This is a genomic window from Flavobacterium fluviatile, assembly GCF_010645065.1.
Taxonomy (GTDB): domain Bacteria; phylum Bacteroidota; class Bacteroidia; order Flavobacteriales; family Flavobacteriaceae; genus Flavobacterium; species Flavobacterium fluviatile.
Genome location: NZ_JAADZW010000001.1, coordinates 744,944 through 767,493, shown reverse-complemented (window position 1 = coordinate 767,493; position 22,550 = coordinate 744,944). Strand labels below are relative to the sequence as shown.

Sequence of the window (22,550 nt, the reverse complement as noted above, 5' to 3'; positions counted from 1 at the left end):
TTTTTATGACTCAACAAACATACGTACTTATACAGATTGCAAAATTTACCGACAACGTAACTACATGACTACAAAATGAATAAGAAAAAAAACTTATTTAGATGTTAATCAATGATTTGTATTTTTTTTTTAAGATTTCAATATTTTAATTTTACCGATTACAGGAGTGTTTTTTTTCTGCTAAAGATTAACCCCTTGCTTTATGGTATTAAAAAAAGCTTGGTAAAATGATGAATCTTGTGCATATAGCTTATACAGCTCTAATTCTACTTTTCTTCTTCTGGACATTTCATCATCCAACATTTTCTTGAGTGCCAGTTCCCGGTTTTGTTCATCATGATTTTGCGCATACTTGCTCTCAAAATCCGGATGTGCTTGTACAGATTTTATTACCGAAATAAACTTTATCCTTTGATCTTCCGGTGTAGCTTCCCAGCCCTGAAACCATCTCTCATTAAATCCATTAATGATAGCTTCTAATTCATCTTTTTCTTCTTCCCCATGTGCACCTCTGGCATTAGGGTTTTGAGGGCTTAACTCTGTTTCCTCATCATCTAGAGGGATAGAAACATTTAATTTTGTTCTCTCTAAACCATAGGTCGAAAGGTCAACGGATTCCAGCAATTCATCCAATAAATCAGCTTGCGCATCTTTAACTATCATTTTAGGAATTAAAAATTTCAAAAACCAAAAAAGTTTTTCCCAAGCCAATATTTCATAAGGTAAGATTGCAGCAACCTGTCCATAAATCTTTACAAACTGCTTTGCCTTGATTTTATAATCTGCTTTTTGTTTATCATCCAAATCCAGCTCGTCGGCAAATCTTTTGGCGGCTTCATCTATAATCGGACTTAACAATTGTGCATCTGTACCTTTAAAGTATTTTTCATTAAAATCATCAACTTCCGACTGTTCATAAATTCCAGAATCGTCCAGACTGTCTTTCAACTCGTGTAGTACATTAATATCCGTTGCACCACTCAGGCTGGTTGCTGTATAAAATGGATCAAAAGATTTTTGAATATCTTCTATAGTATTAAAGAAATCTAACACGAACAAATCTTCAGTTTTTTTATTCAGTTTATTAGCAGAGCGATTTAGTCGTGACAAAGTTTGTACTGCCAGTACACCTTGCAATTTTTTATCTACATACATTGCCGAAAGTTTTGGCTGGTCAAATCCTGTCAAGTATTTGTTCGCCACTACAAGCATTCTGTATTCGTCTTCGTCAAATTTATCTTTGGTTTCACTTTCAGAAAAACCATTCATTTGCGCTTCGGTGTATTTAATGCCACCGATTTCTTTTTCACCCGAAAAGGCAATCAAAATTTTAAAAGGATTTCCTCTTTTATTCAACAACTCATTCAAAGCCTGATAATAGCGGATGGCAGATTCGATACTTTGTGTCACTACCATTGCTTTGGCTTTGCCATTCAGTTTTTTCTGATTGACTACTGCACTGGTAAAATGATCAAGCATAATCTCTGCTTTTGTACCGATAGTTTGTTTATGCTTCTCTACATACGCTTTCAGCTTTTTCTGAGCTTTAGAAGTATCAAACAACGGATTGTCTTCTATCGATTTTTCCAGTTCATAATAACTTTTGTAAGTCGTATAGTTAGCCAAAACATCCAGAATAAACCCTTCCTCTATCGCCTGTTTCATAGAGTACAGATGAAAAGGTTTAAAAGAACCATCTTCCTGCTTCACTCCAAACTTCTCTAATGTTGCGTTTTTAGGTGTCGCCGTAAAAGCAAAGTAAGAAGCATTCTTGGTCATTTTTCTTGCGTGCATTGCTTGAAGCATCATATCCTGATAATCTTCGCTGTCCGCCTCGTCACCTTTGTTCCCTATGGCTTCATTAAGTTTATCAGCTGATGTTCCAGATTGGGAACTGTGAGCTTCGTCAATAATTACTGCAAATTGCTTATTACTCATATCGGCAATACCATCAATGATAAAAGGGAATTTCTGAATAGTAGTAATGATAATTCTTTTCCCATTTTCTAAAGCCGATTTTAAATCAGAAGACTTATACGCTGGAGCTACAATGTTTTTAACTTCAGAAAACTCTTTAATATTATCTCGCAATTGTTTATCCAGTAATCTACGGTCGGTTACGACAATTACTGAATCAAATAAAGGCTGGTTCACCAGTTTATTTCCTGCCACTACTTCATTTTCGGGATAAGCTTCTATTAATTGGTAAGCTAGCCAGGTAATTGAATTGGATTTACCCGAACCCGCACTGTGCTGAATGAGATAGGTTTTTCCTGCTCCGTTTTGTGCAGTATCTTTCAGCAACCTCCGCACCACATCCAACTGATGATAACGAGGAAAAAACAAAGTCTTCTTGCTCAAAGCATCATTTTCTCCTCCATCAAAACGTACAAAATGCTGAATGATATTGGCAATACTTTCCCGCTTCAAAATATCCTGCCAGAAATAAGCGGTCTTATGACCAAACGCATTGGGCGGATTGCCTTTACCATAATTATCTCCGAGATTGAAAGGCAAAAAGAAAGTCTTGGCGCCATCCAGTTTGGTGGTCATATAAATTTCATCAGTATCTACAGCAAAATGAACAATACATCTTCCAAAGTTTAACAGCGGTTGTGTTGAATCTCTTTTAAATTTATACTGATTAATACCGTGAACTTTCGCATTCTGTCCTGTCCAATGATTTTTTAGCTCGATGGTGGAAATCGGAATACCGTTGATGAAAATCACCATATCAATTTCCTCTAAAGGATTAGATGCGGAATACCGCAATTGTCTGGTTACACTGAATTGGTTTTGCTCAAAATTATCTTTAATCGCCTGACTACTGTTTTGCAGTGGCGCTACATAAAACAACGTAAAATGAGCATCATCTACCGCTAAACCTTTACGCAACAATCTGAGAATACCATATTTCTTTACCAACTTATCATAGCGACCGAGGATTTTTATTTTCCAGTCGCTTTGGCGTTTTAGTTTTTCAAGTTCATCTTTTTGCGTACTTTCCAAAAAATTCCAAAAACGTGCTTCATCCAAAGCATATTTGGGATTGAAATCTGCTGGATAGCCTATTTGATAACCGTTACTACCGTAAACTTCCATGGGCTCGGCAACTGTGTTTTTAATATCTTCGGTTGAAATGCCACAGAGTGCTTTTTCTATGGCGGTTTCGAGAGCGAGTTCGTTAGTTTGACTTTTCATAATGCTTTATGATTTTCTCAATCATTTTATTTTTATGTTCTTCTATTCTAGTTGCATTCCAGTTATCATTGTTAAAGATATAATAAGATTTTAATGTGTCGTATGCTCCACCTTTATTAAAAAACATTCCTTTTTTCTCTGTAAAAGATTTTCTGCTATACTCTGAGTTTTGCGCAACACTTAATAAAACCAAATTACCAAAAGAATCTAAAATATTTTTATCTTCCAATTTTGGTGTCTTACTTCCTTCTTCTGGATTTTGTGGGTAAATGTGCTCCACAGAGTTTCGCGACATTACTCTAAAACTTTCAAACTCTTTTGTTTTCTCAAACTCCCAGTTTTTCCAGAGAATGTACTCTAATTTTTGAAACCAATAATGCTTAAATTTTGTACCCAAACTTTGTTCAAGATATACTTTAATATCAATATGTCCCAATTCATAATAATTTTCAGACATCAACTTCCAGGACAATTCTTTATCTTTTACATTTTCTGTGGTTGAAAAAATATTATCAAGGAGTTCCAAGTACTGTAAATGTTCTTTACTATTGGCATTTAAATTCTGGTGTTTTTCAATCAAATAGTTTAAATACGACGTAAGCCAATATTGACGGAGATAATCTCCAGTATAATACAGCACACTTTGCAACATCAAACTTGCCGACTTTTCATATTTACTTCTACTGTAATAGCTATCCAGGTTTCTATTAAAATTCATTAGTTCTAATGACTCCGACTTTGTGTCTACATCCGAAATCCATTTAATAATGTACTTGTCAAAAACATATCTAACGTCCCATAATAAATGAAAAAATCTTTTTATTTCATCAGGATTGTTCCTTTCTTCCATCTTTTTAAAGACAGTAATCAGTTTGTTCACGTGAAAAGTCACTTCAAAATCAGGTAGATTTTCTCTTTTTAAATGAATTCTGTAGGTATGTAGTAAGAGTTGTCCAAAACTGATGATAGAACGACAAAATACTTCTTCAGATTTCCTATTATTTTCATCAACCACAATTTTGGAAGGTTGGTTATATTGTTCCAAAGAATTTATGACGAGAGAGTCAATTGTAAATAAAACTGTTCTATCTTCTTCCTTTGAATTATTGTCATATTTAAAAAGGTTTTTATCAAATGCAATATAATTGTTTAGATTAATCGAATTCCAATTGGAAGCTGGAAAAGAACTTCTGGCATTTCTCTCAAAGAAATTATTCATCTCTTCACAAGTTTCCCAAATTCTACTAAAGAGTACCTTTTCATCAATTAAATTCAGCAAATTAGCTTTGATGATATCTGTCTGTTCTAACTGAATACCTGCACTGTTGATAGTGGAAAACAGTTGATTAAGATCGGTTCCTATTGCAGTGGTATTTTTGATCAGTTTTACATTGTGATAAATGAAGTCACCAAAAGCTTCTATTTCTTCATCGGGTTTTTGTTCCAAATACCCTTTAATAAAAACCAATGCCCTTGCTATATTTTTTAAGTAAGGATATTTGACGATGTAATCTTCCGAATAAACTTTATTAACCACTGAACTATCTGTTAGCAAGGCTTCTAAAAATTCACTGACCTCCTTTCTGATTTCAAAACCAAGTCTTAAATTATTTTCTTTTTTCAAGAACTTTGAAATAGAAGAAGACGGACAAAGATGGCTTATCACAAATGAAATTAGCCAAAGTGTGGTAAAACGTTGTTGACCATCGATTAATTCCGTATGCTGGTTTTCTTCTTTAGTAAGAAATGTACTCATATAATAAATGGATGTATCGGACTGTTTGAACGATGTATAAAAATCATCCAGTAATTTTTTTAACTGTTCATCACCCCAAACATAAGGTCGCTGATAAGTTGGAATGGAAAAATCAAAACCATCCAGCGTAGCTAAACTTTCTATTGATGTCTGAAATTTACTTTGCATTCGTTTTGATTTTATCGTTAATAGCAATCATCAAGTGTTTATCAAATGATTTGGGATGCTTTTTGTATTCTTCTACATTTTCAACTTTGTCGAAATAAGATTTTAAGGTTTCTATGTGTTTACCTTTTACAGAGTTCGTTTCTAAATAGTCTGTACTTAGTGTATAGCTAAACCTTTTTAAGTAGTTAAACAGTTCTGTGGTGGTATAAACCTCTAGAATGTTGTCGATAAACTGCTGGTCGTATACAAATTTAAAGATGCTGTCTTCTCTCACATTTCTACCCATAGAAACACGAATAGAATAAATCATTCTATATAGCCATAAAGAAGCTTCAAATAGTTGGAAAAACCCAAATCTGCTCACATAGGCAATCATTGCGATTTCAAATAATTCTTTTAAAAACAAAGTCCCGTTTTCGCCGTGAAGCACGTTGTCTCTAAAATCATAAAAAGCATCGTCTATTCGGTGGTCATTTACCTTTCCAAACAGGAGGTTTTGCAGACTGATGTAATCATTAATATAATCTAGCGTATTATTGCCATTTGCTAAGGGTTGCTTAAGTTGCTTATAGGCACTTTCATGCATTTGCAATAATCTTCCGCTTTCGTTTTTTACAGCGCTGTAATAGTATGAAACATCATCATTATTAGTAGTCTGTAAAGTATATTCGTCGATAATGGCATTTTTGATTCCAGAGCTATCACGATAAAACGGAAAACGTTTCCAGTTTCTATTATCCCAAAACCGAACTTTGGTTAAAAGTTGTACTACATATTCAACTTTACTACTGGCTATGCTTTCCCATCTTCTTGCTTGATAATTAATATTTTTTTTGTCAGGAATAGCTCGGAGATGATGCGCTTTTAAAATATCACTTCCATCTAAACGGACGCCACCTGTATTTTGTGTTTCAAAAAAAGTGTAAGCCAAATCTTCTGTGTCGGTAACAATCAACGTTACATTGATAGTGTTAAAATCAATTTCCTCAAAAACAGAACTATCTCTAAAATCAAAAACATCTTTATTTTGAATGCTTTTGAGGTAAGATAAATTATATTGGATGTTACGAATACTTTTTTCTGAACAGTAACTAATACCAGACTTTTTATGCGGATCCACTATCTTTTGAAGCAGAAGTGATGTGGTTAACCTTTGTTGTCCGTCGATAATTTTGAGTTGGTTGCCATCTTGATGCAAAATAATACTGCCCAAATAATACATAGGTTTATTATCCTCTTTAATGGTTTGATATTCTATCAAGTCATTCAATAAGCGGTTAATTTGCTTTTCTCTCCAAACGTAAGGGCGCTGATATTCCGGAATTGTGAGTTGACCTGCAATTCCTGTGTTGGGAATCACTTGCTGATTGGTGTTCAACAGTTCTTGCAACGTGCAGCTTGCTACTTGTACACTCATTTTATCGTTATATACTTTTTCAATTTCTCTCTAATAATTCCCTCATCTTCTTTTCGCTTTCTCAACAGCTTTTTCCCTTTCGTATGCCCAAATTCCGAATAATCAAACTCGATTAATTCCAATTCATTTTTGGGAATTTCCGTCCTTCTTAATTCATCATATTTTTTTCTCTGTTCACCTCTGCTTATTCCGGAAGAAGTCATTCTTTTATCAAAAAATGCGACCGCTTCTGTATGTTGCTTTTCCCGATACTCTATGGCCAATTTCAGTGTCGGATAATAAATATCAACCGGAAGTTTTGTTCCTGAATCTCCTCTCAAAAAATCAAAACGATGCTGGCGCAAACCTTTTAAACCCAAAATCTCATCGCAAATAGCTAAGATGTAAGCTTCATCACTGTTAACTCTATTTTTTGCAACAGCTTTTTCAAGCGGTTCAGCTCTAGTTTGCAAGTACTTCTTCACGGTTTTGGGTTGTATCTGCGTTCCTTTTATGCTACCGAAAAACCAATTCGTGTTTTTTGTTTTTCTTTCAGCAATCAGATGGGGTAAAAGATGCAGTTCGTTTCGTTCATCTAACTTTCGTAAAACTTTCCTGATGGGCAAACCGTTTTTCTCATCTTTAGAAAAGATATTCGCCTTGATGAAATAAGGCATTAAATCTTTTGCAGGAACTACAGAAACAGAAGCATTATTGTAAAAATAATCTTCCACCACTTTTTGAATTGCTTTGATCTTCTCCATCACTAGATTAATTAATTTTCACTTTCCCCGTCACCACATTATCAATCAGCACCGTCTTATACTCCTTCAGCTTTTCTATTTCCTGCTGCTTGAGCAAAATGGCTTTGTCGATTTTTTCATTTTTTGAGTTATATTCAAAAAGAATTTCTTCTTGTTCTTTTAAAGGTGGTATAACAACGCTTAACGTCGAATATTTATCAGCTCCAATATTTTCGATGGTAGCTTTATTGAAAATTGCAGATTTCCAATTATCAAATAAATTTGAATTGGTGTATAGATACAAGTAGTCACTACGTATAATTTCTTCATTCGCTTCTGCTTTAATCAAATATCCAGCAAAAGAATAATGCTTTTCGAAAGACATTGAAGTCTTGAATTGATAACTTTTCCCCACAGTAGCACCACTTCTTGCAAAAAGAATATCACCATCTTTAAGTAAATAATCTTTTCCTTGTTGCCAAGTCAGTGATAGCTTTTTGTCCTCAGATAATTTTCCATCAAATCCAAAATCAGTAATTCTAACATATCTTGGCAATTCTAAATCATAATCAACACCAGATTCGTTTGCTCCGTATTTTAATTTTGAACTTAAACAAAACTTCAACTTCCTCACCTCCCAATGCTCCGGAATTTCCCCTATCCAATCCACACCGCTGTCTTTGAGTTTTACGGTATCATCCAAACCTTTGGTAACTGCCTTTTGGATGAGGATTTGGCGGCGTTCTTTCAGCAGTTCTATTTCTTTTTCCTTGATGCATATCGTTTGGTCTATTTTGGCGGTTTTGTCATCGAGAAACTGGGCGATGGCGGTTTGCTCGGGAAGTGGTGGAAAAGGAAAGTTAAATCTTCTAAAATCTAAATAACTTATGTTTTGTCTTAACCCAGAGCCTAAACCATAGATTATTTTATTATTATCGATGCTTCTGAAAAAGTAGTGGAAAAATTTAGGGTCGGCGTTTTCTCTAAATCTTAAATTTAAATAAGCGCTAGTTATTATTCCTTGATATTCAGAAATTGAACTTCGTAAACTAACCATATCATTTTGCAAATCTGTTGGTCTGAATATCAAATCACCTACGTTTACCAATTGATAGGTCTCAAAGGATTCAGGAACTAAACCAGTAAGTTCGCTTTCTGCTTTAACTCTTATTTTACCATAACTTAAAGACAAAACAGTATTTCTAATCATTCCTTTGTTTTTTGCTTTATTTTCATAAATAAAACTCAAACCTGGTAAGATTTCCCATCCCTCTGGAATTTCCCCAATCCAGTCCACGCCGCTGTCTTTGTATTTTTCGTATCGCTGCATTGTCTAAAAATTTAAGATTTCAGCCAGCAATCCGTCGCCTTCCTGTTCCAGTGCCAAAATATCCTGTGTCACTTCTTCCAACGAACGCAAAGGGGCCGGCTGGTAAAAATATTTATTAAAGCTCAGCTCATAGCCAATCTTTACAGAATCCAGGGCAATCCAGCTTTCTTCGGTATAAGGCTGCACTTCTCTCAGGAAATAATCCTGTATATTTTCTTTCAGTGGGATGCTTTCGCTGTCACGCAAATCACTTTCGGTTTCGTAAATGGTATATTCGCCTTTGGCTTTGGTTGAAAAATATCCGTAATAAGGCAGATCTTTTTCGGTACAGCCCAAAAACTCCAATAGTGAATCCAGTTTTTGTCCGCTCAGCTTTTCGGTTTTCTTAACCACTTTATCCGCTTCCTCGTCATACCAGCTTACACTATCTAAAATCTGTTTCTTCTCCGAAGCTGACAGTTTGGTTTTGTCACCTTGCAGCACTTCATCTACTTTCATAGTGAAAACATTGAAATTGGTAAATTCGTCTGTTCCCAACACTTCCATCACGCGCACTGCGGTTTGGTACAACGCTTCCTGCTTTTGCCAGGTTTCCTTTTTTAGAAATGCTGCAAGCTGTTTCGCATTGATATTTAGGTCCTGTTTTTCAGCAACATCTTCTATTTCCTTTTTGTGTTTTTCCAGTCCGGTATAGACTTCCATTCCATACTTTTCAAACAAAGCCTTACTGAAATCAGGCTGTGCTTTGTCCCATTTCAAAACTTCAATTTTTTCTGCTGTAAATTGGGATTTCAGACGTTTCGGTCTTTCGATATTTACTTTGTAATAACCAAAATCGGCATTTTCAAAAACCTTACTGCCAATGTTTCCGGTTTCCTTTTTATTCATCTCATTTAATTCCAAATAACAGTTCAAAATCTCCTGAATGTGCTGTTTGGTAAGCTCACAGTTTTTATTACCCAGATTTTTTCTAAGCTTCTGATACATTTCACTGGCATCAATCAACTGTACTTTTCCTTTTCGGTTAGCGGGTTTGTTGTTACTCAGAATCCAGATGTAGGTGGTAATGCCTGTATTGTAAAAAATATTATTCGGCAACTGGATAATCACATCGAGCAAATCATTTTCAATAATATAGCGCCTGATATTGCTCTCGCCACCGCCGGCATCACCGGTAAACAGACTCGAACCGTTGTGTACCGAAGCAATACGGCTTCCAATGGTATTTTTACTGGTAATGGCTTTCATTTTATCCACCATCTCCATCAGGAACAGCAATTGTCCGTCACTTGAACGCGGTACCGCATCCACATCTTCTTCTTCGCCCCAATAGTTTTTCAGTTTAATTTTAAAACGGTTGTCTATAACATCTTTTCCGTCTTTGATATATTTCTGCTCACTCGCCCAGCTCTTTCCGTACGGCGGATTAGAGAGCATAAAGTCGAACTTTGTGCCTGCAAATTCATCAGTAGAAAGTGTAGATCCCACCTTGATATGCTCGGGATCTTTGCCTTTAATCATCATATCCGATTTACAGATAGCGTAGGTTTCATCATTCACTTCTTTCCCAAACATATACACAGAAGTATTGGTCGCTTTGATTTCTCCCTCGGGATCGGTGATGAAATTTTCAGACTCCGTCAGCATCCCACCCGTTCCGCAGGCAGGATCATAAATCGTAATCACGGATGGAATCTGGTTTTTAATCGGCTCAAAAACCATATGCGTCATCAGGTCAATCACTTCTCTCGGCGTGTAGTGTTCTCCCGCTTCCTCGTTATTCTCTTCATTGAATTTACGGATCAGCTCTTCAAACACATAACCCATTCCCAGATTCGTCAAAGCAGGCAGTTTTCTTCCGCCCGAATCCAGCTTTTCAAAAGGTGTCAGGTTTATATCAGGAGACGTAAATTTTTCCAATACATCTAACAATACATCTTTGTTGGCCATGTGCTTGATCTGCGCACGAAGCTTAAACATATTGATAATTTCCTGTACATTGGCACTGAAACCATTCAGATATTCTTCAAAATTTCCTAATAAAATCTGCTGACTATTGGTAGCGTTGGCATGCAGGCTTTGCAATGTCCATTCGCTGGTGTTGTAGAAAACATATTTAGAAGCAGCGGTCATTCCTTTGTCATCCCAATCGGTAAACTTCATCGTATTTTTCTGGAACTCTACCTCTTCCAAAACATGTTGTTTGGTAGGCTCCAATAGGGCATCTAATCTTCTCAAAACTACCATTGGTAGAATAACATCTCTATATTTTCCTCTTACATAAACGTCCCTAAGACAGTCATCGGCAATACTCCAGATGAAGGAGACGAGTTTATTGTGTACAGCGTGATTCACGATTATTTTTTGTTTAATTTATTTTGATGAATTCAATAATTCTTTGATGTCAATTTCTAATAGGACTGCAATTTTAAGCATGGTTTCCAATGGTGGTTGCACCTCATTAGTACACCAACGGGAAACAGTCACTTCGCTTTTGCCCAATTGCTCAGCGAGCCATTTATTGGTTTTTTCTTTTTCAACTAAAACGATTTTTAATCGATTGATTTTCATATCCTGTTATTGTATTAACATTTTGTGTTAAATATAATCGATTTTTTGGGATCACCAAAAGACATTGTGTATTAATTATCTGATCGATATTATTCGAAAAACATCTTTTAAAACTGTAATTGTTTCAACTTTTGATCGAATATCTGCACATACCTTTCCTTGTACTCATCAGTCAAAAAACTGCTTTCAATAAAGTTTTGAACTTTATCAATCTGCTTTGAAAAGTCTTTGTAAATATTATCACGAACTATAGCTGTAAGCCCTAAACTCATGGCAAACTGGTCAAAATCAGAACCTTTTATCTTTCTTTTCCGACCACCTAAGGTCAAAGCCAAATCCTCTTTATCGTCTGGATAAATGAGGTTTACATTCAATAAATCATAAGCTGGTGAAAACAAAATACCTTTATCGGTATGCATCAGCGAAAAGTTTTTCAGGTGCATATCGTTGTTTCCTGTTACAAAAGAAAATAAGACCAATCTAAAATATTTAATAGCATCCAGCCCCGAGTTGGTCGCATATTGCCTGATGATCTGACCCACACGTTCGTAAGAGCTTTTGTATTTTTGTTCTGTGAGCAATTCTGATAACTGACACAAATCTTCAACGTGCATTTTCTTGTCCTTTGCCCGGTCAAAACGTTTGGTGATATATGCCAGCTCGCCTGCAGAAGTCCGAATTAACGCATGTTCTGCCGTTTCAATTTTAAATAATCTTGCCAAATGCATTGTTAGGTCTTCCACCTCAGGCATAAAAGCAAAATCAACAGATTGTGGCTTTAAGATATACTCGCCCCATAAACCCACTAAGGTCAATCGCTTGTTGCCTTTTTCACCGTTTAAGCTTAACGATATTTTGGGTTGAACACCCGTTAAAGCCAATCGTTCATTTACCGTAATTTGAGCCAGTTGATTTAACTTTTCCTGATCTAATTCCAATGCAGGAACTTGTGTTGTACCAAAGAATTTCCTCGAGCAAGCAGCGTGATATTCAGCTGTTTCAACAGGCTGATAGCAGAATAAACAATTACTCATGATCTTCTTCTATTGGATATACAGAAACAGCCCCAATAGTATCCCTGCATAAATTGATTAATAATTCAAAACGGTCACGTGGGTTGAGTTTCCAGTGTTTTTCACCAATTTCTAACAACCAGCCTTCGGGAATTAGACCGTCAAAAAAAGGAAAAAGCACCTTGTTATGATATGTGTTTTTTGAAAGCGGTAACGTTAGACTGATTGCTTTGGGATTGGAACTATTCAGGTAATCTTTCTCATAATGAAATGAATACCCATTATCTCCCTCAGCCAATATACCGGCTAACTGATCCCGAAAATATATTTTTGCCTGTCGCGCCATTATTCCCGGATTTTGTCAATTACACCAACTTCTTTTCCGAACAATGCCAGTACATCATTCACTTTATCTAAGCGAAGTGTTTTCTTTCCCTGTTCCAAATCACGCACAAAACGAAGTCCTACACCCGCATTTAACGCTAAATCTTCCTGGGTGAGTTTTAGTTCTTTGCGTTTTTGTTTTACAAATAATCGTATTGAATCCATATCTATACCTTTTCTGGTATAAATGTATGTAAAATTTCAATACGATACCATTTCGGGTATAAAATTTAAGATTAAAGTATTTTTATACCCAAAGTGATATACTGAATTTTACTTTCCAATGCAGAAATTAACATTCCTTATTTTAATAGGGTTTTCTAGTTTAATGGTACAATTATGGTACATTTTAAAGCAAACTATCGCAAATAAACAAAGGATCCTTATTGAGATAACAAAACTCATGGGAGTTGTTTAATTAACAAAAATAGTGTAAATTTTTAATAGACAAAGCTTTGAAAGATTACCATATTGCTGATTGTGCATTCGGAAGGTTAAAACTAAATGGTAAAAAAACTAAGTGTTAAATTTAGAGTTTTGACCTTTTTAATTTCGTTTTTCATTTATATATAGGTTTTTACCCGACCTGATTTAATCCATTCCATTAACTCCTGCTTATAAAAATATATGCGTTTTCCTTTCTTGTTAAAAGGAATTTCCTTACTACACACTTTACTGTAGATTGTAGCCACAGATAGATCCAGAAGGTTTGATACTTCTTCAACATTCAGAAGTTCATCTTTATTTTCTGCTGTAGTAGAGATTCTCAAAATAAGCTTTTCCAAATGCTCTAGTTTATCATGAAGTTTGTTCATTATGATAGATATTTTATCAAAATTAAATGGTTTAATAACATACTAATATTAAATATCATTTAAAGATATACTTTAATACTATATATATTAGTTGTCCTTAAAGGAGTTAGTTTGGCTTTTAATTGTTAATAAATAAGACTAAAATCTAATTCATTACCAAGTTGAGAATTTTATTAGAATCAGCCATGAGTGCAGTTGCAACCCATGCCAGCTATATTCCAAACTAGGTTGCTTTATATTAACTCTTCTGTTTATGGGAGGAGTTGTCACGGAATCAAAAAAACTGTAGAATTGGTATATAACATTATATCAGATCGCTCATAAAACATTAAACAAATAACAAAAGATAAAACCATTATGAATTTTAGATTATCAAAACATTCATTTTTCATCGCAATAATGATAGCCACAAATGATTTGAAAAATTTTCGCAGCAAAATTCTGTTGCCCACCGTCAGAAAATTATTTCAGCAAGTTAAAATGTCTGCAAACCTCTTTAATATTTGCCTACAAACAAACAATGATTCTTAGAATATGTAAAAAATATTCATTTTGTTTTCTTAGTTATACAATTAATAATATATTTGGAAAACCAAATTGGTTAACCATTATTTGGTTTGTCTTAAATGTAAATAATTCGAAATATAATGATTTTTCACAACCAAAATAAAAACGTAGATTTAACAAGATTAAGGTGTTTGATTCAATTATTTTTTAGTTGTATTGCTTTTTTGTTTTATACCCAGTTTTTTGCTCAAAATCATCCAAGTTTGGTTTTAACCAAAGAAGGTGTTCGCGAAATTCGTTCCCAATTAGGGAAATTACCACTTTTTGATGCTTCAGTTGCTGATGCAAAAAAGGAAGTTGATGCTGAAATCACTGTTGGTATTGAAGTTCCTGTTCCTAAAGATTATTCGGGTGGTTATACACACGAAAGACACAAAAAGAACTTTTTGATCATGCAAAAAGCAGGTGTTTTATATCAAATTCTTGGAGAAGAAAAATATGCAGTGTATGTGCGTGATATGTTGATGGCTTACGCTAAATTATACCCAACTCTACCATTGCATCCACAAACTCGTTCGTATGCCAGAGGAAAATTGTTTTGGCAGGCACTGAACGATTCTAACTGGTTGGTTTACGTAAGCCAGGCTTATGATTGTGTATATGATTTTATTACCCCATCGGACAGAGCAATTCTTGAAAGAGATTTGTTTAAACCCTTTGCTGATTTTATTTCTATAGGTTCTCCTCAATTTTTCAATAGAGTTCATAATCATAGTACCTGGGGGAATGTTGCTGTTGGAATGATTGGTTTAGTGATGCAGGATAATGAATTAGTAGATCGGGCATTGAATGGTTTGGAAAATGATGGTTTGCCGGAAGGAATGAAAGACAGCGATGGAGGACTGATTAGAAAACCGGGACAGAAAACGGGTTTTTTAGCGAATGTTGACGAACCTTTTTCTCCTGATGGCTATTATACAGAAGGTCCCTACTACCAACGTTATGCAATGTATCCTTTTATGGTTTTTGCAGAATCGCTTCAAAATGTCCGGCCTGATTTAAAAATCTTTGATCATAAAAACGGAATTTTGATAAAAGCTGTATATGCCTTATTGAATTTGACCAATTCGGATGGAGAATTTTTTCCTTTAAATGATGGTCAAAAAGGAATGTCATATTATTCAAGAGAACTGGTTTCGGCTGTTGACATTGCATATTTATACGGAGGAAAAGATCCATCCTTGTTATCTATCGCTGAAAAACAAGGACGGGTTGAACTGGACAATTCAGGTATGGCGGTAGCACTTGGAGTCAAAAATAATCTGCAAAAACCATTCGAAAAAAAATCAATTGATTTGTCTGATGGACCAGAAGGGAAAGATGGTGGTGTAGCCATTATTAGAAATAAAACCGATGGAAACGAATTGACTCTGGTAATGAAATACGCTTCGCAGGGATTGAGTCACGGGCATTATGATAAACTTTCATTTTCTTATTATCAAAATAATAAAGAGATTTTGCAAGACTATGGCTTGGCACGTTTTGTAAATATCGAACAAAAAGGTGGAGGGAATTATTTAAAAGAAAATACAACCTGGGCGAAACAAACTATTGCACATAATACGATTATTCAAAATGAAACTTCTCATTTTGGAGCTGATTTTGAAACCGGAAATCAATTCTCATCAAAAAAATACTTGTATGATGTAACGAACCCAAAAGTTCAAATTATTAGTGCTACTGAAAATAATGCTTATCCGGGAACTTCAATTCATAGAACTATGGCATTGATTCAGGATGAAGGATTTGAAAAACCGTATTTATTAGACATCATTCAGTTGAATTCAAAAACCGCTAATCAATACGATTTACCTTTTTATTATTTTGGTCAGATCATGTCTGCTAATTTTGCTTATGAAAAGTCCAAAACATTAGAACCTTTTGGTAAATCCTTTGGCTACCAACATTTATGGAAAGAAGGTTCGGCAGTTTTAAATACAGCTAATGCAAAAGTTTCCTGGATGAACGAAGGTAGTTTTTACACCCTTACATCTGTAACTAAACCGAATGATGAATTGTATTTCGTGAGAACAGGAGCTAATGATCCTAATTTTAATTTGAGAAGAGATCCGGGTATTGTTTTCAGAAAAAAGAATGCGCAAAAAGCCACTTTTGTTTCAGTTCTTGAAACACATGGAAGTTACAGCACCGTTTCAGAATTTGCAAAGAATGCCTATAGTACTATAGAATCGGTTGAGCTGGTTTATGAAGATGCAAATTACATTAGCGTAGCAATTAAAACTAAGCCGGGTGTAACCAGTTTATTTATTTTGGCAACTAAAAATAACAAAGCTACTCAAAAACACCGCTTAGAAATCAATAAAAAAACCTACAATTGGGTAGGACCATATTATAAAACAACTATTAAATAAAAAAAAATGGAAAGATCAAGTCAAAAGTTTATTATCACAAAAGAAATGGAGTGGGAAAAATTAGGTGGTGGAGTATCAAGAAAATTCTTAGGATATGATAATCAAATCATGATGGTGCAAGTGAGTTTTGAAAAAGGTGCATTAGGTGCCCCACATCAACATTTCCACACTCAAGCTACTTACTGTGTTTCAGGTAAATTTGAATTTGAAATTGATGGCGTAAAGCAAATTGTGGAAGCAGGTGATGGAGTTTATATTCAGCCTAATTTGTGGCACAGCGCAGTCTGCCTGGAAGAGGGAATGCTGATTGATACCTTTAGTCCGGTAAGAGAGGACTTCCTGAGTGGTGGTGCAGTGTCTTATTTCGGCGATAAAGATTAAAGCTATATATGGCTGGAATTTTGCCTACTTATATTAGAAAAAAGGAAGTATCGTTACTACACTTTAAGCAATTTTGAAGAGTATAAAATAAAATATATAGAAATCCCCGGATTTAGACATTCCCCAAAAAAGTTAGAAGCTATTTGGGGATTTTTTATTGTAAATGTTTAAGAAAATATTTTGGCATTTGTGCAAAAGTATGTGTTATGACTATTAAAGAACTAAATGTGTAATGGATTTCAATAGAGTTTATCCTTTAAAAACGAATTAAAATTAAATACTAGGTAATTAATTATGATTTTTTTTTTATTATGTGTAAAATAAGTTTTAATAATAAATAAATAATGCTATATTTGGTGCGCCAATTTGGTTTACCAATGTGAAAAACCAAAAAAATGTTTTTTAATTTAATAATGATAAAAATGAATAGGAATTTTTTAAAATCTTTCAAATGTCTTTTGATAATGAGCCTTACATTACTATTAAATAGTTGTCTTAGTGCGGAGAAAAAAAATGTAAGCAAAGATAGAAGTACAATATATCCAAGTGATGTTATTCCCTTTATGGACCACTGGAGTATTCTTTTGGGAGATGGAACAAATATTAAAAAATTAAATAATTACTACAAAAAAGATTTCTTTTATGTTTCAACCGATGGTAAAACAAACTGGGTCGTATATAAAACACCCAATTCAGGTGTCACCTCACCAAATTCCAGCAATACAAGAACAGAATTAGGGCAGTTAAAGCATTGGGTACCTGAAACGGGAGGTAAATTAACGGGTACATTAAAAGTAATGCATGTTTCAACGTCTGGTGATGCAAGGGTTGCTGCTTCCTACTCGGTAGTAGTTGGGCAAATTCATAGCGCTGAAGGTCATAAAAATGAACCTTTAAAAATATTTTATAAAAAATTTCCTGGCCACAAAAAAGGATCTGTTTTTTGGAATTATGAAATTAATACAGATGGTGATAATTCTAAAAGATGGGATTACTCAACAGCTGTATGGGGAAATGATATGTCTGTAGTTGGGCCAAGCACAACAGAATTTCCTGAAGAACCTAAAGATGGTATTGAACTAGGTGAAGAGTTTAGTTATGAAATAAATGTTTACAAAGGTATGATGTACCTCACTTTTACTAGTGAAGGTCATAAAACTGTACAATTTACCAAAAACTTATTGAAGTCAGATTTTGCAGCCTATTCAGATATTCCACAACAAATATTGACTTTATATGCGCCAATAGGCCGTGATGGTGTAGAACGTCAAAATGCCTATGCTGGTGAACTACAGTTTTTTAAACAAGGAGCTTACAATCAAACCAATGGGAAATCCCCAAAAGATAACATAGTTTGGAGCACAGGATCTGAAACGTACGGTGGGGATATAGCAAAGCAATATGCAAATGGATGTTATGCTGAAGTGTGGTTTAGAGAAGCAACTATAGGTGCGGGTACAGAACCAAATAAGGAATAAATACTATAAAGTTTATTAATATTATATAAATATGTACAATGTAATCTTTATAATGGGAGTTTCAGGTTGCGGAAAGAGTACTATTGGTCAATTAGTATCGGAACGTTTGAAAATTCCTTTTTTTGATGGCGATGATTTTCATCCGCAATCCAATGTGGATAAAATGAGCAATGGTATTGCATTGAATGATGAGGATCGTTACGGCTGGTTGGTTACACTAAATAAGTTAGCAAATGCTAATTTAGAAATGAACAGTTGTGTTATTGTTTGTTCTGCTTTAAAGCAATCGTATAGGGATATTTTAAGTACGGATATACAAAATCAAGTGAAATGGATTCATTTGGCAGGAAGTTTTGATCAGATTGTAGAACGGATAAATAAAAGAGAAAATCATTATATGCATTCCAGTTTGCTACAATCACAGTTTGATATTTTAGAGGAGCCACAAAATGCTTTAGAGATCGATATTACTTTAAAGCCAGAAGAGATTGTAGCTATAATTACCGCAAATATAGAAATGAAATCAGAATTTGGATTGTTTGGATTAGGAGTAATGGGAAAGAGCTTAAGCAGGAACCTGGCTCAAAAAGGATTTACTATTTCCATTTTTAATAGAGAAGTGTCTGGGATAGAAGAAGATGTAGCGGTTAACTTCAAGAACAATCATAAAGAACTGGCTACGGCAAAAGCATTTTCAGATATTGAAGCCTTTGTAAATTCATTGCAAACGCCTCGAAAAATCATGTTAATGGTTAATGCAGGCAAGACTACCGATAGCGTTATCGAAGATTTGATTCCCTTTTTATCAGAAGGAGATGTTTTGATTGACGGTGGTAATTCCAATTACTTACATACAAAAGAAAGATACGAATATTTAAAAGCAAAAAAAATCCACTTTATTGGTGTAGGGGTTTCCGGTGGTGAAGAAGGAGCATTGAAAGGACCTTCAATCATGCCAGGTGGAAATAAAGAAGTATATAATTTGGTGCAGCCTTATTTAGAAAAAATTGCAGCCAACGATGCCAAAGGTTTGCCGTGTTGTACTTATGTCGGAGAGGAAGGAAGTGGCCATTTTGTAAAAATGGTTCACAATGGAATTGAATATGTAGAAATGCAATTGTTGGCTGAGGTGTACAGTATTTTAAAAAATATGGAGAAAACTCCGGATGAGATAGCGGCTATTTTAGAATCCTGGCAACCGTATTGTAACAGTTATTTATTAGAAATTACAATAGCTATTCTTAGAAAAAAAGAGGGCGAAGATTGGTTGGTCAATAAAATTGTGGATAAAGCAGGCAACAAAGGAACGGGGAATTGGACAACCATTGCTACTGCACAATTAGGTATGCCAGGCACCTTAATCGCTACGGCATTGTTTGCACGTTTTACTTCATTTTATAAAGAAGAAAGAATTGAAGCCAATATTAATTTTAGAAAGGAAGACTCAAAGCTGGAATTAAGCATTCAAGAAGTTCAGGAGGCGTACCAGTTTGCCAGAATTGTAAATCATTATCAGGGTTTTAAATTAATTACCGAAGCTGGAAAGGCTTATAAATGGCACTTAAACTTAAGCGAAATAGCAAGAATTTGGACTAATGGCTGTATTATCAGGTCTGATTTTATGGTAGAATTAATTTCTATATTAAAAGAAGAAGATACTATTATAAAACATAAATCTATCGTTGATCAGCTGAAAATCTTAAAACCATCGATAAAAAAAGTAGTTGCAAATTGTATTTTAAATGAAATAGCAGCGCCTTGTTTAACGGATTCAGTTAGTTTTTTAAACGGATATGCAACAGCAAATTCGTCAGCAAATATTATACAAGCCCAGCGGGATTATTTTGGGGCTCACACCTACCAACGAACCGATGATGCTACCGGGAAATTTTATCATACGAACTGGTAGTAAGAATTTTAAGGCTTTTAGCTTTGTATGTAAAGCATTGAATAATAAGCAAATATTTTAATTTGACCGGATCAGTCTGGTCGCAAAAAAAAAATAATAAAATGAAAAGTTTATCTGGTTATTTTTTAAAAGTAGTAGCCATTTTAGTTGTAATGACTTCCTGGACAAAATACAATACAGATTCAAATATTTTAGTCAAAAACGGAACTGAGTTTAAGAAAGCGGTTGGCGAGGCTAAACCAGGAGATGTTATTGTATTGGCTAATGGGATTTGGAAAGATACTGAACTTATTTTTGAAGGTAAAGGAACAAAAGAAAAACCGATAACCTTAACGGTAGAGGAACGTGGAAAAGTAACTTTAGAGGGGGCTTCTAATCTTCAAATTGCAGGGGAGTATTTAATTATAAAAGGCTTAGTTTTTAAAAATGGATTTAGCCCATCAAATGAGGTGATTTCGTTTAGAAAAAATAAAAAGGAATTAGCCAGCAATTGTCGTATGACGGAATGTGTGATAGATAACTATAATAATCCGGAACGCCAGTTTCAGGATTATTGGGTTGCCATTTATGGAAAGAACAACAGAATAGATCACAACCACATTGTGGGCAAAAAAAATTTAGGAGTAACCATGATTGTTGGTTTAGATACCAAAGAAAGTATCGAAAATAATCATCAAATAGATCACAACTATTTTGGACCGCGTCCTACTTATGGAAATAATGGTGGCGAAACTTTACGAATCGGAACAAGCCATAATGCATCTGAAAATTCCAGGACATTGGTGGAGTCTAATTACTTTGACAGATGCAACGGAGAGCATGAAATTATTTCCAATAAATCATGTCAGAACACATACAGGTACAATACTTTTTTTGAGTGTACAGGCACCCTGACTATTCGCCATGGTAACGAAACTTTGGCAGATAGCAACATATTTATTGGTAATGGTGTAGCGGGCACAGGTGGTGTTCGTGTAATTAATGAATCACAAACCGTTATTAATAATTACCATTTTGGTTTAGCGGGATATCGCTTTAGAGGGGCTTTTGTAATGATGAATGGTGTTCCAAATTCACCACCAAATCGCTATGTGCCTGTGATCAATGCCAAAGTAAACAACAATACTTTTGTTAACTGTGACTATATTCAGCTCTGTGCAGGTAAAGATGCTGAAAGAAGTATGCCGCCAAAAAACTCTGAGATGTCTGGAAATATTTTTTACAATGATGTGAAGAAAGACATTTTTACGGTTTACGATGATATAAGCGGAATTACCTTTAAAGATAATATTGTAAGTAAAAATACAGAAACAAAAATCAAAAGCGGTTTTATAACAGCAGACATGAAACTCGTGAAAAACAACCAGGGTTTTTTAATTCCGATATCTAATAAAATAAAAAATAAAGTAGAAATCAGTCCCAATATTGCCACTAAAGAAAACACGGGAACTACCTGGTATTCTAAAGCTGATAAAACCATTGTTTTAAATTCTGGAAAAATAATTGTTGCAAAACCGGGTATCAATACCTTATTTGAGGCTTCTGAAAATTCTAACCCCGGCGATATCATAGAGCTGGAATCCGGAGGTAATTATCTATTGACAAAAGTTGTAGCTGTAAAACATCCGTTGACGTTTAAAACTTCAGCAAATGCAAAAGCAACTATTTTGTTTGAAAGAATGACGGCTTTCGAAATTCAAAATGGAGGAAGTCTATCATTAGAAAATTTAAAATTTGATGGAGCAAGCGCACCGGATTATGCTGCAAATGCAGTAATAAGCACGAGCAAAAATGCGATGATTGAAAATTATAAATTATTTATTGACAAATGTGATTTTGAAAATATGGTTGTGAATCACTCCTTTGATGTACTAAGAGTAGCTAAGGGAACATTTGCTGATACAATTAGTATTCAAAATTCAAAATTCAACAATATTACAGGTCATATTGCCGCATTAGATACGGAAACTGATGATATTGGAGCTTATAATGTAGAGCATTTCATAATGAAAAACAATATTCTGAAAGATCTGCAAGGCACTGCTCTAAGAATATATAGGGGTGGAACAGACGAAAGCACTTTTGGCCCTTTTGTAGAAATAAACCATAATGTTTTGGACAATGTTGGTTTTGGAGGCAGAAATAAATATCAAGCAGCCATCTCATTGTATGGCGCTCAGGTTATTACTATTGAAAACAATATTTTCAATAAAACCAAACCAATAAACTTGCATTTAGTAGTAGGAGAGCCTCTGGTTAATATTCTAAATAATGATTTCTATGAGGCAGATAAAATTAAGGTTACTGGTGATGAAAAGTACAATATTCAAAACCTTTGGGATCTTAAACCGCTTTTTGATGGAGAAACCTATAAGTTATTAGAGGACTCACCCCTAAAACGCAAAGGAACTGATAAACTGGATTTAGGAATACTGCATTAAAAATTACAAATAAGTATTAAATAGA

16 protein-coding genes are annotated in these 22,550 nt (G+C 34.6%); 5 read left to right on the top strand and 11 right to left on the bottom strand.

Features of this window, described 5'->3' with window-relative positions; all coding sequences use genetic code 11:
* Positions 1–180 precede the first annotated feature (180 nt).
* The 11 genes from GXM17_RS02780 to GXM17_RS02730 all read right to left on the bottom strand — a co-directional run bounded on the left by GXM17_RS02780 (position 181) and on the right by GXM17_RS02730 (position 13,377).
* On the bottom strand, positions 181–3,201 hold the full coding sequence (locus GXM17_RS02780; RefSeq protein ID WP_163397752.1) for a type I restriction endonuclease subunit R: 3,021 nt from the start codon (positions 3,199–3,201) through the stop codon (positions 181–183).
* Positions 3,185–5,125 (bottom strand): DUF262 domain-containing protein, encoded by a 1,941-nt coding sequence (locus GXM17_RS02775; RefSeq protein WP_163397751.1) that lies wholly within the window; start codon positions 5,123–5,125, stop codon positions 3,185–3,187. The genes GXM17_RS02780 and GXM17_RS02775 overlap by 17 nt, the downstream gene beginning before the upstream one ends.
* Positions 5,115–6,542 carry a DUF262 domain-containing protein gene (locus GXM17_RS02770; protein ID WP_163397750.1) on the bottom strand — a complete coding sequence of 476 codons (1,428 nt, stop codon included), beginning with the start codon at positions 6,540–6,542 and terminating at the stop codon, positions 5,115–5,117. The genes GXM17_RS02775 and GXM17_RS02770 overlap by 11 nt, the downstream gene beginning before the upstream one ends.
* Entirely contained in the window at positions 6,539–7,255 is a 717-nt protein-coding gene (locus GXM17_RS21635; protein ID WP_208796407.1) for a hypothetical protein, read from the bottom strand. Before GXM17_RS21635 ends, GXM17_RS02770 begins: the two co-directional genes overlap by 4 nt.
* 37 nt (positions 7,256–7,292) lie before the next feature.
* A complete protein-coding gene (locus GXM17_RS02760) occupies positions 7,293–8,594 on the bottom strand; it encodes a restriction endonuclease subunit S (protein ID WP_163397749.1) in 1,302 nt (433 codons plus the stop codon).
* A 3-nt stretch (positions 8,595–8,597) separates the two neighbouring features.
* On the bottom strand, positions 8,598–10,949 hold the full coding sequence (locus GXM17_RS02755; RefSeq protein ID WP_163397748.1) for a type I restriction-modification system subunit M: 2,352 nt from the start codon (positions 10,947–10,949) through the stop codon (positions 8,598–8,600).
* Between the two features lie 18 nt (positions 10,950–10,967).
* Positions 10,968–11,165 (bottom strand): helix-turn-helix transcriptional regulator, encoded by a 198-nt coding sequence (locus GXM17_RS02750; protein WP_163397747.1) that lies wholly within the window; start codon positions 11,163–11,165, stop codon positions 10,968–10,970.
* A gap of 107 nt (positions 11,166–11,272) precedes the next feature.
* Positions 11,273–12,199, bottom strand: coding sequence for a HipA domain-containing protein (locus GXM17_RS02745; RefSeq protein WP_163397746.1), 927 nt, complete (start codon positions 12,197–12,199; stop codon positions 11,273–11,275).
* Complete coding sequence (locus GXM17_RS02740; RefSeq protein ID WP_163397745.1) at positions 12,192–12,524, bottom strand: HipA N-terminal domain-containing protein; 333 nt, start codon at positions 12,522–12,524, stop codon at positions 12,192–12,194. The genes GXM17_RS02745 and GXM17_RS02740 overlap by 8 nt, the downstream gene beginning before the upstream one ends.
* Positions 12,524–12,727 carry a type II toxin-antitoxin system Y4mF family antitoxin gene (locus GXM17_RS02735; protein ID WP_163397744.1) on the bottom strand — a complete coding sequence of 68 codons (204 nt, stop codon included), beginning with the start codon at positions 12,725–12,727 and terminating at the stop codon, positions 12,524–12,526. The genes GXM17_RS02740 and GXM17_RS02735 overlap by 1 nt, the downstream gene beginning before the upstream one ends.
* A gap of 398 nt (positions 12,728–13,125) precedes the next feature.
* Positions 13,126–13,377, bottom strand: a complete 252-nt coding sequence (locus GXM17_RS02730) for a helix-turn-helix domain-containing protein (RefSeq protein ID WP_244307320.1) — start codon at positions 13,375–13,377, stop codon at positions 13,126–13,128.
* Between the two features lie 770 nt (positions 13,378–14,147).
* On the opposite strand from GXM17_RS02730, the gene GXM17_RS02725 reads away from it, so the two are divergent.
* The 5 genes from GXM17_RS02725 (at position 14,148) to GXM17_RS02705 (ending at position 22,525) form a co-directional block, all read left to right on the top strand.
* The gene (locus tag GXM17_RS02725) at positions 14,148–16,316 is read left to right on the top strand and encodes a heparinase II/III domain-containing protein (RefSeq protein ID WP_244307319.1); all 2,169 of its coding nucleotides are present in this window, start codon (positions 14,148–14,150) and stop codon (positions 16,314–16,316) included.
* A 6-nt stretch (positions 16,317–16,322) separates the two neighbouring features.
* The gene (locus tag GXM17_RS02720; RefSeq protein ID WP_163397742.1) at positions 16,323–16,697 is read left to right on the top strand and encodes a cupin domain-containing protein; all 375 of its coding nucleotides are present in this window, start codon (positions 16,323–16,325) and stop codon (positions 16,695–16,697) included.
* Between the two features lie 464 nt (positions 16,698–17,161).
* Positions 17,162–18,175 carry a polysaccharide lyase family 7 protein gene (locus GXM17_RS02715; RefSeq protein ID WP_244307318.1) on the top strand — a complete coding sequence of 338 codons (1,014 nt, stop codon included), beginning with the start codon at positions 17,162–17,164 and terminating at the stop codon, positions 18,173–18,175.
* Between the two features lie 31 nt (positions 18,176–18,206).
* Positions 18,207–20,084 carry a decarboxylating NADP(+)-dependent phosphogluconate dehydrogenase gene (gene gnd, locus GXM17_RS02710; RefSeq protein ID WP_163397740.1) on the top strand — a complete coding sequence of 626 codons (1,878 nt, stop codon included), beginning with the start codon at positions 18,207–18,209 and terminating at the stop codon, positions 20,082–20,084.
* Between the two features lie 101 nt (positions 20,085–20,185).
* The gene (locus GXM17_RS02705) at positions 20,186–22,525 is read left to right on the top strand and encodes a polysaccharide lyase 6 family protein (protein ID WP_163397739.1); all 2,340 of its coding nucleotides are present in this window, start codon (positions 20,186–20,188) and stop codon (positions 22,523–22,525) included.
* Positions 22,526–22,550: the final 25 nt, after the last annotated feature.